General features: G+C 37.1%; 11 protein-coding genes, 1 pseudogene and 1 riboswitch. Of the genes and pseudogenes, 8 read left to right on the top strand and 4 right to left on the bottom strand.

From position 1 onward, the window contains the following. The first annotated feature begins 567 nt into the window (after positions 1 to 567). The 5 genes and pseudogenes from PQF83_RS09865 to PQF83_RS09845 all read left to right on the top strand — a co-directional run bounded on the left by PQF83_RS09865 (position 568) and on the right by PQF83_RS09845 (position 5338). Positions 568 to 2523, top strand: a complete 1956-nt coding sequence (locus PQF83_RS09865) for a peptidase G2 autoproteolytic cleavage domain-containing protein (protein WP_000932714.1) — start codon at positions 568 to 570, stop codon at positions 2521 to 2523. Positions 2524 to 3006: 483 nt separating this feature from the next. Next, a pseudogene (locus PQF83_RS09860) lies at positions 3007 to 3392 on the top strand (DUF1259 domain-containing protein). Between the two features lie 468 nt (positions 3393 to 3860). After that, positions 3861 to 4280 (top strand): MarR family winged helix-turn-helix transcriptional regulator, encoded by a 420-nt coding sequence (locus PQF83_RS09855; RefSeq protein ID WP_001048552.1) that lies wholly within the window; start codon positions 3861 to 3863, stop codon positions 4278 to 4280. Positions 4281 to 4465: 185 nt separating this feature from the next. Then, positions 4466 to 4843 carry a DoxX family protein gene (locus PQF83_RS09850; RefSeq protein ID WP_000284352.1) on the top strand — a complete coding sequence of 126 codons (378 nt, stop codon included), beginning with the start codon at positions 4466 to 4468 and terminating at the stop codon, positions 4841 to 4843. Positions 4844 to 5032: 189 nt separating this feature from the next. Next, the gene (locus tag PQF83_RS09845) at positions 5033 to 5338 is read left to right on the top strand and encodes a monooxygenase (protein ID WP_000323759.1); all 306 of its coding nucleotides are present in this window, start codon (positions 5033 to 5035) and stop codon (positions 5336 to 5338) included. 448 nt (positions 5339 to 5786) lie between these two features. Here PQF83_RS09845 and PQF83_RS09840 read toward each other — a convergent pair whose 3' ends face one another. Next, entirely contained in the window at positions 5787 to 6269 is a 483-nt protein-coding gene (locus PQF83_RS09840; RefSeq protein WP_000758843.1) for a PRK06770 family protein, read from the bottom strand. Between the two features lie 476 nt (positions 6270 to 6745). Between PQF83_RS09840 and PQF83_RS09835 the strand changes: the two genes are divergently transcribed. Continuing rightward, the gene (locus PQF83_RS09835) at positions 6746 to 8821 is read left to right on the top strand and encodes a serine hydrolase domain-containing protein (RefSeq protein ID WP_000428457.1); all 2076 of its coding nucleotides are present in this window, start codon (positions 6746 to 6748) and stop codon (positions 8819 to 8821) included. Positions 8822 to 8974: 153 nt separating this feature from the next. Here PQF83_RS09835 and PQF83_RS09830 read toward each other — a convergent pair whose 3' ends face one another. Both PQF83_RS09830 and PQF83_RS09825 read right to left on the bottom strand, forming a co-directional pair. Next, on the bottom strand, positions 8975 to 9295 hold the full coding sequence (locus tag PQF83_RS09830) for a hypothetical protein (RefSeq protein WP_001098762.1): 321 nt from the start codon (positions 9293 to 9295) through the stop codon (positions 8975 to 8977). Between the two features lie 69 nt (positions 9296 to 9364). Further along, entirely contained in the window at positions 9365 to 9757 is a 393-nt protein-coding gene (locus PQF83_RS09825) for a VOC family protein (protein ID WP_001145273.1), read from the bottom strand. Positions 9758 to 9868: 111 nt separating this feature from the next. Between PQF83_RS09825 and PQF83_RS09820 the strand changes: the two genes are divergently transcribed. Both PQF83_RS09820 and PQF83_RS09815 read left to right on the top strand, forming a co-directional pair. Continuing rightward, positions 9869 to 12178, top strand: coding sequence for an AAA domain-containing protein (locus PQF83_RS09820; protein ID WP_001997799.1), 2310 nt, complete (start codon positions 9869 to 9871; stop codon positions 12176 to 12178). 75 nt (positions 12179 to 12253) lie between these two features. Then, positions 12254 to 12355, top strand: a riboswitch (SAM riboswitch). Positions 12356 to 12443: 88 nt separating this feature from the next. Next, complete coding sequence (locus tag PQF83_RS09815) at positions 12444 to 13649, top strand: M20 family metallopeptidase (RefSeq protein ID WP_000501353.1); 1206 nt, start codon at positions 12444 to 12446, stop codon at positions 13647 to 13649. 65 nt (positions 13650 to 13714) lie between these two features. On the opposite strand, the gene PQF83_RS09810 is transcribed toward PQF83_RS09815, so the two are convergent. Then, on the bottom strand, positions 13715 to 14155 hold the full coding sequence (locus tag PQF83_RS09810; protein ID WP_001178573.1) for an Lrp/AsnC family transcriptional regulator: 441 nt from the start codon (positions 14153 to 14155) through the stop codon (positions 13715 to 13717). Between the last annotated feature and the right edge of the window lie 22 nt (positions 14156 to 14177).

Raw genomic sequence — 14177 nt, 5'->3', positions numbered from 1 at the left:
GAATCACGGTGGACGTCACTGAATCACCCGCTTATCTTAACGTGTATTTTGATTCTACTGCCCCTTTTAGTATATAGGGGTATCGCCACATTGCTATCAAGTTAAGGTTTTACAGTACTTCCTAAATGGAAATTTTATTTCTCTATAGTTAGTTATTTTGAGAAATGAGCTCATTTTTTATTTTTGGGGTGTGTACTTTTCTTAAGTTAATGGGCATGGAATACCGTCAGCATTCCGAAAAAATATATGCTAGGAACATGCAAGATTTTATACAGTTTTTCGGATAATCCAGTTACAAACGAGAATCATAAAACTACGTTAGATTAGGAATGTATAAAAAATGAATAGATTCATAGAATAAAAAAGGAGGTTCCCTTGTGAAAGTATCGTTCCTCCTTTTTCCTAGCTACTGATAATGAAATATTACATTAATCTTATATGAATATAATATTTAAGTATTTAAATATCTTATTTTTCATAAAAATGATGGAATGTTTTTTTATTGATTTTATTTTGTTGATTCGGTGCATCTATTAGTTATGATAAAAGTTTTTTTGGAGGTGAATCATGTTAAATAAGAAAAAATGGGAAGGTCTTATATCAGATGATTTTTTGAGTGCAGCTGCATTAGATCCAAATTTGATTGGTCCTACATTACCACCTATCCCTCCTATAACATTTCCAACGGGAACCACTGGGCCAACAGGGAGCACTGGACCAACAGGAAGCACTGGGCCAACAGGGAGCACTGGACCAACAGGAAACACTGGACCAACAGGAAACACTGGACCGACAGGAAGTACTGGACCAACAGGAAACACCGGACCAACAGGAAGCACCGGCTCAACAGGAATCACTGGCCCAACAGGAAACACTGGACCGACAGGAAGTACTGGGCCAACAGGAAACACTGGCCCAACAGGAAGTACTGGGCCAACAGGAAACACTGGGCCAACAGGAAACACTGGACCGACAGGAAGTACTGGGCCAACAGGAAACACTGGGCCAACAGGAAGCACCGGCTCAACAGGAAGCACTGGCCCAACAGGAAACACCGGATCCACGGGAGACAGCGGCCCAACAGGAAGCACTGGCCCAACAGGAAGCACCGGCCCAACGGGAAACACCGGACCAACCGCAACAATCTGTATTAGAACTGATCCGAATAACGGATGTTCTGTAGCAGAAGGGATAGCCACATTAGCAGAGGGATTTGCCTCTCATGCGGAAGGGGAGAACACAGTAGCAAGTGGAGATGACTCTCATGCGGAAGGAAACTTCACAATAGCATTTGAATTTGCCTCTCATGCGGAGGGAGTATCCTCAATAGCAGGTGGAATTGCCTCTCATGCGGAAGGAGAAAACACAAGAGCAAGTGGAAGAAGCTCTCATGCGGAGGGGACAGATGTAGTAGCAAGTGGGGATGCCTCTCATGCGGAAGGGACTCTCACAACAGCAAGTGGGGATGCCTCTCATGCGGAAGGGACTCTCACAACAGCAAGTGGGAATGCCTCTCATGCGGAAGGAGAAAACACAAGTGCAAATGGGACCGCTTCCCATGCAGAAGGAGTGTCCTCAATAGCGGATGCGGATTACTCTCATGCGGAAGGAGAAAATACCAAAGCAAATGGGATTGCCTCCCACGCTGAAGGTTCAGTCACAACAGCAGTTGGAACTGCCTCCCATGCAGAGGGATCCCTTACAACAGCACTTGGAATTGCTTCCCATGCAGAGGGAGCAGACACAACAGCGCTTGGATTTGCTTCCCATGCAGAGGGAGCAAACACAATAGCAAATGCAAATTACTCCCATGCAGAAGGGCTAAATACCGTAGTAAATTCAATTCATACAGGTTCTCATATTATGGGGCAAAATGGAGTCACCAGATTCCCATTTTCTTGGCATTTAGCAAATGGTCTTGCTGTTGGACCATCCTTAAATTCCGCTGTAATTGAAGGGCTAACAGGAAATCTTTATCTCGACGGTACTGTATTCTTTTCTGCTGCTGCGGATTATGCAGAAATGTTTGAGACGGTTGATAAAAATCCAATCGATGTCGGATACTTTGTAACTTTAGACGGGGACAAAATACGAAAAGCAAACGCAAATGATAATTATATCCTAGGAGTAGTAAGTGCGAATCCAGCAATGATTGCAGATGCAAGTGATTTACGTTGGCATAATCTTTTCGTAACAGACGAATGGGGAAGAACTCAATATCATGAAGTTGTTGTGCCAGAAATAAAAGATGACAAAGGAAGAGTGATTCACCCTTCCTTTACAAAAAGTGAACCTATATTAAATCCTGAGTGGGACTCTTCACAAGAGTATATCCCACGTCTACAAAGACCTGAATGGGTTCCAGTTGGTCTTGTTGGTAAACTTCTGGTTCGAGATGATGGTACCTGTCAAGTAGATGGTTATTGTAAGTCCAATGATGAGGGAATTGCTACAACATCAACTAAAGGATATCGTGTTATGAAACGTACAGGACCAAATCAAATTATGATTCTAGTTCGCTAAAAGACAAACCACCATTAAACTCTTGGCTATGAGAAAGCCTCTAGTATACATTTTACTATTGAAACAAGAGATTTTAATAACGTTAGGATTGTTTCATACAAAACAATGTAATTTGTGTTAAATTGTCAGAAAAATAATCAAAATTTAAAGTGTAAAAAAGAAGCAACAAAGCAAATAACTGAAGTGAACCCGAATAGTGGTGTATGAAAAAAAACTTGATTGAATTCGCATGCTAAGTATGCAAAGTTAATCAAGTTTTTTCATTTGAAAATAAGAGTTCATTATTTAGAAGAAGTAAGGTGGAAGATGATTGAAATGCAAAAGGATGGTTATTCAAATCATACCATTAAACTCCATTAATATAATTGAGTTAACAGGTTTCATTAGATTGTTATTTTCTTCTTGTAACTGAAAAGATTTATTGCTGTTTCAAATGTATGTATTCATTCATAACCTTACAGTAAAAGGGGGATGATTGAAGGTATGGTGTTTAATGAGGAACCAATTTCTCAACAGCTTGCCAGAATTATCAGTGGCCAAGAAGGATTCGTTGGTGGAAAATGCGTGGCAACAATAAATCAGCATAAAATAAAGGCAACTATCTTAGGAAAACGTTTTAGAATAACAAATTCCTCCTCATTCAAATCAAGAGATAATAACACTGGAAGGGCATTATGTCTAGGACGGGTAGCGCTCTTACAAAAAAAGTCAATAGATTTATTGCTACAATTCTTAAACGAGGAATAATTGTTTCGTCTATACACCATGAGTGGTTATGTGATTATTTGAATTTAATTTACGTTAATATCAAAGACATTGATGATTCACTAATTTTTGCAGGAAACGTTAGAAGGGCGTTATGCACGTAATCAAATTCTTTAGATAAATGAGTGATTATGTTAAATAGAAGATTTAAGTGAATGATTTTATAAAAAAGAAGGCGTTCCATATTTGGAATGTCTTTTCTTGATGTTTTAGTTGCTAATGTAGGTGATTAATTAATTATATGTTTCTTATCTTGTGGCAATAAGAACTGGGTAAGATATCCTTAGAGGTGTTTGGGTTGTCTGTAAGTTTCATATTTTATCAAATGTTATTAGAGCATTACAAAACGAAAAGGGAGAAATCGTCAGAGGAATATATCAAATTATTCATTTCTTCTATAATATATAGAGGTGGTTTTGACATAAAAAAATAATAGGTAATTCATTTGACAATTAAAATGACCTACTATAATATATATGCTATAGCATATAATTAATAAAATGAATACATTCACTGTGAATAATTGACTGGTATGCTATACTCTTTTATATATTAATTTATAGAGGTGATATATGAACTTACATGATTTAATAGGCTATCTTGTTCATCGTACTGATGTGAAAATGACGAATTATTTTACGAAGAAATTAAAGCCTTTTGGAGTTACGCCAGAGCAGTGGGGGATTATTAGTGTTCTTTGTAGCCAAAGGGCCACTACTCAAAAAGAGTTAGCAGAAGCGATTGATAAAGATCAAACTACTGTCGTAAGAATGATACAGTCAATGGAGAGAAAAGGGATTGTAAAGAAAGCTTTGAATGAGCAAGATCGACGTTCACATAAACTTTTTTTAACTGAAAAAGGTGACGAGTTAAAGAAAACAATCTTGCCTGTAGTGACAGACGCTCACCATTTCGTTACGAGTAATTTGAGTGAGGAAGAAATTAAAGTATTACAATCATTATTAAACAAATTATATGATACACGCTATTAATACTTGTTCCTTATTGATGCTATTCATAAGGAACAAACTTTATTTTATGTATTATATATGCTATAGCATATAATTTTGTTTTAAGGAATGTTGGAGATATCTTTATTTTGTATGAGATTCGATTCAGGATCACGTTTTTCCTAGTACCAGTCAAAATTTTGTATTGTATATGCTATAGCATGTAAATGTATCAAATAAATAAGAAAGATGTGATTGCTATTTTAATATTAATCAATGTAGTAAAAGTTGTATTATTTCTGTTCTTTTTAATGACAGGTACGAAAATTATATCTGGGAAAATGGCAGATGAGTTTAAGCGATTTGGTTTACCTTCGTTTTTTAATTTCTTAACTGGAGCTTTTGAGATCGTAGGAGCGATTGGAATGTTAATAGGAATTTGGATTCCAACAGTAGCTTTATTAGCAGGATTGTTGTTAGGCGGTACGATGCTGGCAGCTGCATTAACTCTAATTGTACTAGCGAGAGATCCCTTTAAGAAAGCAATACCTGCGCTTGTTTTGTTTGTTCTTAGTTTAGGGATAAGTTTGTATCATATTTTTTAAACATAACTTAAAACTGTTTGCGTTCAAATTGCTACCGTTTTGTGGGTATTTTATAAATAGTATGATTTTCAAATTAGTGGTGGAATAATAGCAATACGAATGTAAACAGTATCATCGTTAGAATCAAAAAAATTATAATTAGTAAAAGAAATGGTAAGAATTTTATATTAAAAATAGGAGTGAGTAAAGATGGCATATTTATTACAAGTTGATTTTCCGTTTGAAGGTCCTTTTGGTGAAGAAATGGAAAAAGGATTTTGGGATTTAGCAAAAAGTATTAATGAAGAAGAAGGATTCCACTGGAAAATATGGACAGAGAATGAAGAAACAAAAGAAGCTGGAGGCATTTATGTATTTGAAGAAAAACAAGATGCTGAAAAATACGTGGAAATGCACAAGAACAGACTTGAAGCAGCTGGTGTTAAAGATATTAGAGTAAGAATTTTTAACATCAATGAAAAGTTAACGAAACTGAATCGTGGGTATACGAAATAATTCCGGCAGTCGGAGCAAGCGTAAAAGGAGGGGGATAATCCCCTTCTTTTTTTTATTCTTACATTGATGGTGAGGAACTCGTACAAAAAAATCCCTATATAAATAGGGATTTGTGTATCGGTATATTGTTCCTTGGAAAAGGTTGTATGAAGTCTAATATATGAGAATTCTTACATTTGTGAAAGTGTCGTTGTGAAAATTGGACTGAAATAATTATTTATAAAAGAGTAAGACCCTTACTGGGAGGTAAGGGTCACAGGAAATGCAAATTTATTTGTAATTTGCTAAGTTGATTATAACACGTACGCTTGTCTATACATGTTACAAAAATGTGAACATATCTGTTGATTAGTAACTAAAGATAACGAAGATTGGATGAATTAAGCTGTTTTTAAAGGGTTATAACAGAGAAAATGTGAGAAAAGACCTGATAACAGGTCCGTTTTTGTTATTGTTTTTCAGACTTCGCTTGTTCTAGAATGTATGCTTCTTCTTGTTCCGGTGTCGCTAATTCGTATGCTTTACCAGTGCTGTTATTGTCCCATTCCCATAATAAATTATGCTCCTCAATCGATTGAGAGAAATCGCCTTCATACCAACGAACCAAAATCTTGAGGTACTGTTCTTTATGTTGTAAGGTTCCACTATTACTTTCATCAATTACTCGACGTACTGTTTCGATGTTTTCTGGAGTCATTTTAATAAATCCTTGTTTTTCGTGAGATAAGACTTTTTGATGAGTCATTTTGTGCATTGCATTGATTATATGACGATCAGAATTGAGGTCAAGTATTACATCTTCCCCTTTAATTCTTTCAGTCTGCTTTTCCTTAACGTCTGAACCTGCATATGTACCGACTTTGTAACCAGTAAAAATACCAACTGCTATAGCAATAACTAAGCTTGATGTGATTTTAATCCACTTTTTCAAAATTTGTCCCCCTTTTATTGAAGTGTACCATAAAAGAAGAGCTATATACTTCCATCTGTCTGTATGATTTACATAAAGCAGCATTATCAGTAATCAATGATGCATAACGTGCGATTATATAAGCATTTATTATCCTGAAGATTTTAAAATAAAACCTATCTAATTATAGAAGTGATTTGAACGTAAGGAAATTGTAAGAAATGCATAAGAAAAAAGAAATTTTTATTGTGTAGGATACAAATATAGGGAAGTACAAAAGAGGGAGGATAAATAGGATTTATTTATACGAAAACCAAACTAGTAATAAGCGCATTCTAAATAAAAAATCATTTATGGTACTAACGTACATGTGAAAAAGAGAGGTTTTACCGTTTGTTACGACAGTATGGATAAAACCAGAATAGTAGTTTATGTGATGTTTGTAATTGAACAAATAAAAGATAAAATTGATCATTTATCTAAGGGGGCATTTTTTTATGGAAAATAAATTATCTGGGGTGTTAGCCGCTACTTTGGCTCTAACGATGAGCTTACCAACAGGAGCAATAGCGTCTTCTAGCAGTAAGACTTCGGTTGTATCTAGCCAAGAAGTTGCTAGCAAAGATTTGGAGAAGATTGCTGCAGAGAATGCTGCACTGCTCACGAAGTCCTATGAGACGACTAGCGTACAGTATGCGCTGATTGATAATGGTAAACTTATTTTGTCGGGGCAGACAGGTAAGAACGACATAGAAGGGAAAGAACCACTAACTAAAGATACTCTATACGGAATTGGTTCAACCAGTAAGGTATATACGGCTGCGGCTGTTATGAAACTAGTAGACGAAGGAAAAGTTGATTTGGATGCTCCTGTTGCCCGCTATATTCCTGATTTCAAAATGAAAGATAAACGATATAAGCATATTACACCGCGTATGCTGTTGAATCACTCCTCGGGTTTGCAAGGTTCGACGTTCAATAATTCATTTTTATTTAAAGATAATGATACTTATGCCCATGATATCTTGTTGCAACAATTGTCCAACCAAAACTTGAAGGCAGATCCTGGCGCGTTCTCAGTGTATTGTAATGACGGTTTTACGCTGGCTGAGATCTTGGTAGAAAGAATCAGCGGTATGAATTTTACTGAATTTCTACATCAAAAGTTTACAGAGCCATTAAAACTGAATCATACGATAACATCGCAAGACAAATGGGAAGACGAAAAGCGGGCTGGACTGTATTCTCCGAAATACCAGGGACAGCTTCCTAGTGAAATGGTAAATGTGATTGGTACGGGAGGAATCTCTTCTACTGCAGAAGATGTGGTGCGATTCTCACAAATATTTATGGGACAGGGAAAAGAAATTCTCTCTAATAAAGCAGTCAAGGCGATGGAACAAGAAGAGTATAAAAAAGGAATGTGGCCGGGAGATAGCGAAAATGTGGTCAACTATGGTCTTGGCTGGGATAGTGTGAAACTATACCCATTTAGTGAATATGGGATAAAAGCGTTGACTAAGGGTGGGGATACGATACTGCAACATGCTACATTGGTCGTGCTTCCAGAACAAAAGATGGCAGCAGCTGTATTGTCCTCCGGCGGCAGCAGCATGACAAATCAACTGTTGGCAAACAAATTACTGCTAGCTAGGCTTAAAGAGAAAGGGACAATTAAGGATATAAAACCAGACAAATCCTTTGGCAAGCCAGTCAAGGCTAAAGTGCCCCAAGACGTGGTAAAAAAAGCAGGATTTTATGGAAATAGCTACAGCAATTTCAAAATAGAAATTACGAAGAAGGGAGAACTGTTTTTACCAACTAAACCGGAAGAAAAATATGTATATACGGCGGATGGAAGCTTTATAAATGAGAAGGGTACTTCCAAGCTTAACTTTGTCACTGAGAAGAATGGAAAAGTTTATTTGAGAGAGAGCACATATGAATTATCACCGGGATTGGGGCAAAGTGTGCTGACTCACTATTTAGCCCAGAAATTAGAAAACAATGTGTTACCGAAGAAAACAGCTGCTACATGGGCGAAGCGTGAGGGTGGCAAGTTCTACCTCGTTAACGAAAAATTTAATTCTATGAACTATCTAGGACAACTAATGCCTCTTAACACAAAAATTACGATCAAGGATGGGTATTGGGACGGCAAAAAAATTACAGGTCCGAATACGGCGACGCATCAAATTCAAATTCCTGTGATGAATGGGCGGGATACAAAGGAAGCTCATTTCTATACAGAGGATGGTACTGAATATATGGAGATGGCCAGCTTTTTATACGTCAGTGAATCTAACGTAAAATCCCTTGATACAGGTCAATTATCGAAAGTTACGCTGCAAAAAAATGGGCATGCGAAATGGTTTACGATTCCGCAAGAGGCAGCAGGGAAAACGATGACTGTGGAGTTGCCATCAGGAAGTTCATTCGCGGTGTATGATGAGAATGGAGTATGCGTCAATTTTACTGTTGTTAGTGACAATAACAAAGTAAAACTACCAGAGAACGGAACCGTTGTATTTACTGGCGCACCGAACTCAGAATTTACAGTCGCATTGAACTAGTTACAACTCGGGATAGACTTTAATAAAACAGTATTACTTGGAAAAGATATTTTATTTGTATCTTAAGTATTCCCTTAAATGATATTACATTTAAACTCTTAGCTTGATAGCAATGTGGCGCTACCCATAAAAAAAGAAATAGGAGTGGATATCCTATTTCTTTTTATTAATATAATAAAATGTAACGACTAAATCCAAAGTAATGATAATAATTAGAAGTAACAAGTGCATAAGTGCATCAGTTTTTCCGTTTAGTAAAGACTTTACAAAGAAATCCCATTCTGTTTCATAGGGAGGTTCTACCCAATTTCGTTGCAGTCCTAACATCATTCCATTTATGAAATAGACAATGCTTAATAGAATCCTTCCAACAAATAAAGCAGCTACTTTTATATTCCACTTCTTTATCAGTATTATATAAAGAAGTGGAAATAGTATAAGTACCCAAAAAACGATAATAAAAACTGTATTCATCAGTTTCTACTCCTTATATGGATCATAAAGTTATAATCCCGTTAATTGTGGGCTGACTAAAGCTTCGTTTTATCTCTCCGTCTCAAAAAACTCAATCCATTCCCCATCAGGACCCGCAAAGAATATGTAACGTGTTCCATCCGGTAATGTTTCGATTTCTTCTCCTAGTAAGAAGGTTACTGCATGTTTCTTTAGTCTTTCAATTTCATCCTCTAATGAATCCACTTTAAAGCAAATGTGATGTACTTTTCCTTCTGCCGGAAGGGAAGAGTTGTAGCCTTCAATTAATTCGAGTATCGTTTCTTTTGATTCTTCTACACCTAAAAAAGCGAGTTTTAAGTCTGGATTCGGGTGTCCCATTCTCTTAATGAGTTGTAAGCCAACTACTTCTTCATAAAATGCGATAGATGTTTCTAGGTTTGCAACCATAAGTCCAACGTGTTCGATTCTTCTAACTGGCATGTAGATTCCTTCTTTCTGAAAATTATATACAATATGTTATTGAAAATTAAGAAAATAAGCAAGATAAAAACCTTACAAATTTTAGCGTGTTATATGGTATAGTGAGAAAGTATGTTTGGGGAGAAGGAAGGAGATTATACGATGAATACACCTACTCAAACTCCTTCATTATCGGAAACGATGAAAGAGTGGCATTATGCATTAGCGTATGAAATTAAACATTGGAAAACGATAGGTGGTAGTAAAATTTCTATCATGAATGGTCGTTTTTTATATACAGATTATGAAAGTACAGTATATGTATTTCAGCTTATTTCGGAAGTAAGCTTACCTGAAGGTTCACCGATTCGAATTGAGTTCGATGGTGAGGAAGCGACAGGGGAAGTATTATCTGTACATGGATTAGAAATAGAACTGAAATTAAATGATTATATACAAGGTGAAATACGAGAAGCTGTTTTATACAGTGAACCGTGGCAGCTTTTAGAGCAACTGCAAGAGAGGTTGAAGGAAGCGCGTAAAGATAAGCTGAAACGTAATCGTATAAAGCGTCTTGTTGATGGGACGAGTAGTCCGAAACATATTGAGAAGATGAAAAATCCGAAAAATGAATTGGCGTATCGCTCGTTTTATAATCCGACAACGTACGTATGGGGACCACCTGGAACAGGGAAGTCTTACAATTTATCACGTATTATTTCGGCTCATTATCAAAAAGGAAAGTCGGTACTTGTGTTAGCTCATAGTAATGCAGCAGTGGACGTATTAATGAGTGAAGTAACAAAGCAAATTGAAAAGAAAAAGAAATGGACGCCTGGTGAAATTGTTCGTTACGGTTATAGTCAGCATGAACATATACGAAATCATGAAACGTTACTTGCGTCGAAGTTAGTTGAAACGACGAACGGATCTTGGGGAGAAGAAAGACTCTATTTAGAAGAGACACGACAAGAGCTTCGTGAAAAGATTTTATCGTATAAAGCAACATCTGCTGATAAGAAGCGTATACAAGAGATAGAAAGTGATCTTCGAAAGCAAAAGGCAAAAATTAAAGAAGTAGAAAAAGAATACATTGAAAATGCGAAAGTAATCGGCGCAACTTTATCGAAATGTGCTATTGATTCACTTATTTATGAGCGTACATTTGATTTAGTTGTCGTAGATGAAGTAAGTATGGCGTTTGTTCCGCAAATTGCATTAGCTGCTTCACTTGGAAAACGTATCGTCGTTTGTGGTGACTTTTTACAGTTACCTCCAATTGCGATGGCAAACCATGAACTCGTTCGCAAATGGCTTGGCGAAGATATGTTTTACCATGCCGGGATTGTGGAGTCTGTTAATAAATCAGAAGCACATCCGAACCTGTTTATGTTGCAGGAACAAAGACGTATGCATGCGGATATATCTAAGTTTACAAACTCATTTATTTATAAAAATAGAGTATACGACCATCCGTCTGTTTCAGAACGTAAAGAACTTGCGCAATTGCAGCCGTTCGCAAATGAAGCAAGTGTTTTATTTGATACGAGCCAAATGGGAGCTTTTTCGTTAAAAGACGCTGCTTCAGGATCTCGTTTTAACATTATGTCTGGTTTAGTAGCAATGCAAATGATGTTAATTGGACTGTTAGATGGTGTGCAATCCATTGGTGTTGTGACGCCTTACAGGGCGCAGTCTCGCTTTTTATCAACGTGTATTAGAGAAATGTTACAGAGAACGAAATACCAAAACATACCTGTTTTAGCAGCGACAGTTCATAAGTTCCAAGGATCTGAAAGAGATATGATGATTTTTGATACAGTAGATAGTTATCCGCAAGAACGACCTGGCGTATTATTCTTTGACCATAAAAACCATCGCCTCGTCAATGTAGCAGTGACAAGAGCGAGAGGGAAGTTTATTCAATTATCAGATTGCCATTATATGCGTAAAAATCTTTCGAGAAAACAAGCGTTGTCACAATTAACAGCTCATATAGAACGTCACGGAGATGTGTATGATCGCACGACATCAAGACAATTGTGGGAACGAAAAATATCGAAACGATTACGTTGGTTTATGGAAATGAATCTTGAGGAAACGAAAGGGCTATTAAAAGATATTTTAGCAGCAAAACGAAAAATTATTATTTCGCTTCCAAGTACAAAACAAGTGGATAAGCGAGTATGGCAAGCGTTAATGCGTACAAATGCACAGATAACAGTGTATAGTGACGGACCAGTTCCACTGAAAAATGTAAAGTTACAAAGACAAAATAAAGCTTTCCCGTTTATCGTAATTGATGATGAAATCTTCTGGGCAGGCGCACCGCTCACATCTCAAATGATATTTGAAGGGAGTACGGAATTTCCGTACGTATGTGCAAGACTGCAAGCACCTGAGACAATTGGTGTATTAAAAGGATTTTTAGATATTCGGTAAATTCGGATAGGAATTTCTTGACTTTTATTTGGAATGAACTTAGAATGAATATAATTTAATATAATTTTATGAAAATTCTTATCACGAGAGGTGGAGGGACTGGCCCTATGATACCTCGGCAGCGGATTCGTTATGAATACTGTGCCAATTCCAGCAAGGTAACTTGAAAGATAAGAAAGAAGCTCAGTTTGACTGTATATACAGAAGCCTCTTTCTATCTTTTAGAAAGAGGCTTTTTTACGTGAAAATAAAAGGAGGAAGAAAAATGGGAGCGACAGGAGTAGCGTCACAAAGAAAAACAATTGAAGAGAGTATCGAAAGAAATAAGGAAAAGTACATAGAAACAAGTCATGATATTCATGCGAATCCGGAGATCGGTAACCAAGAGTTTTATGCATCTAGAACGTTAAGTTTATTACTAGGTAGTGCAGGATTTCAGTTGCAGCACAATATAGCTGGACATGAAACGGGATTTATTGCGCGAAAAAGTTCAGGAAAACAAGGACCAGCAATCGCATTTTTAGCGGAGTATGACGCTTTACCAGGACTTGGCCATGCGTGTGGTCACAATTTAATCGGCACCATTAGCGTTGCAGCAGCAATCGCGTTATCAGAAACGCTTGAAGAAATTGGCGGGGAAGTTGTCGTTTTCGGAACACCAGCTGAAGAAGGAGGACCGAACGGTAGCGCAAAATCGAGTTATGTAAAGGCAGGCTTATTTAAAAATATTGATGCGGCGCTTATGATTCATCCGAGCGGAAAGACAGCAACAACGAGTCCTTCACTAGCAGTCGATCCACTTGATTTTCATTTTTACGGAAAAACAGCTCATGCTGCAGCTTCACCTGAAGAAGGAATTAACGCATTAGATGCGGTGATTCAGCTGTACAACAGTATTAACGCACTTCGCCAACAACTTCCGTCAGACGTGAAAATTCATGGCGTTATTACAGAAGGCGGAAAAGCACCTAACATTATTCCCGACTACGCCGCAGCAAGATTCTTCATCCGTGCAGCAACGAGAAAAAGATGTGCGGAAGTAACAGAAAAAGTAAAAAATATCGCACAAGGGGCAGCACTAGCAACAGGCACAAAAGTAAAAATCCATCAATTCCAAAATGAAATCGATGAACTACTCGTAACAAAAACATATAACGACATCGTAGCTGAAGAACTAGAGTTACTAGGTGAAGATGTAAACCGTAAAGAAAGACTTGGTATTGGTTCAACCGATGCAGGAAACGTTAGCCAAGTCGTACCGACAATCCACCCGTACATTAAAATTGGTCCGGATGATTTAATTGCACATACGAATGAATTTAGAGAAGCGGCACGTTCAGAATTAGGGGATAAAGCATTAATTACATCCGCAAAAGCATTAGCAAATACGGCGTATCGATTAATTACGGAAGAAGGGTTGTTAGAGAAGGTGAAGGAGGAGTTTAGAGAGGCGCAGAGAAATCAGGGATAGGTGATTGAAAGGAGTGGATGATCCACTCCTTTTTCTTTTTTGGAAAGCTGGTGCCTATCACTTTATTAGAACGACAATTTCTCCTCAAACTCACTCTTTAAAACAATTAAAGGAGACGATAAGCCGAATTGCATTAAAGAGTCTAAAAATGCAGCGAGAGAATCCATCGAATCGCTCATGACCTTCATCATATAATTAAATTCCCCGCTAATTCGATATAAATCAGTTACTTCAGGAGCGGCATTACAATATTGGATAAAATCAGAGCATTGGCTCGTTTTAAACATGATGAATGCTTGAATGTTTTTATTAATTTTAGAAGGCTCAAATTTTGTTCGGTAAGCCGCTATAACGCCTTGATCTTCAAGTTTATTCATACGCTCCTTTACAGCAGGTTGCGTCATGGATATAATTCGTCCTATTTCTGAAACAGAAATTCTTGCATTTTCATACAACAAGTTCATTATTTTATGGTCAATTTCATCTAGTTTTACTGCATTTTGCATTGTGTAGCCTCCTTATTTTATT

Origin of the sequence: Bacillus sp. FF-1, assembly GCF_028548245.1 — a bacterium.
Lineage (GTDB): Bacteria > Bacillota > Bacilli > Bacillales > Bacillaceae_G > Bacillus_A > Bacillus_A paranthracis.
Note: the sequence above shows the minus strand (reverse complement) of the source record. Positions and strands in the feature narration are given on the sequence as shown.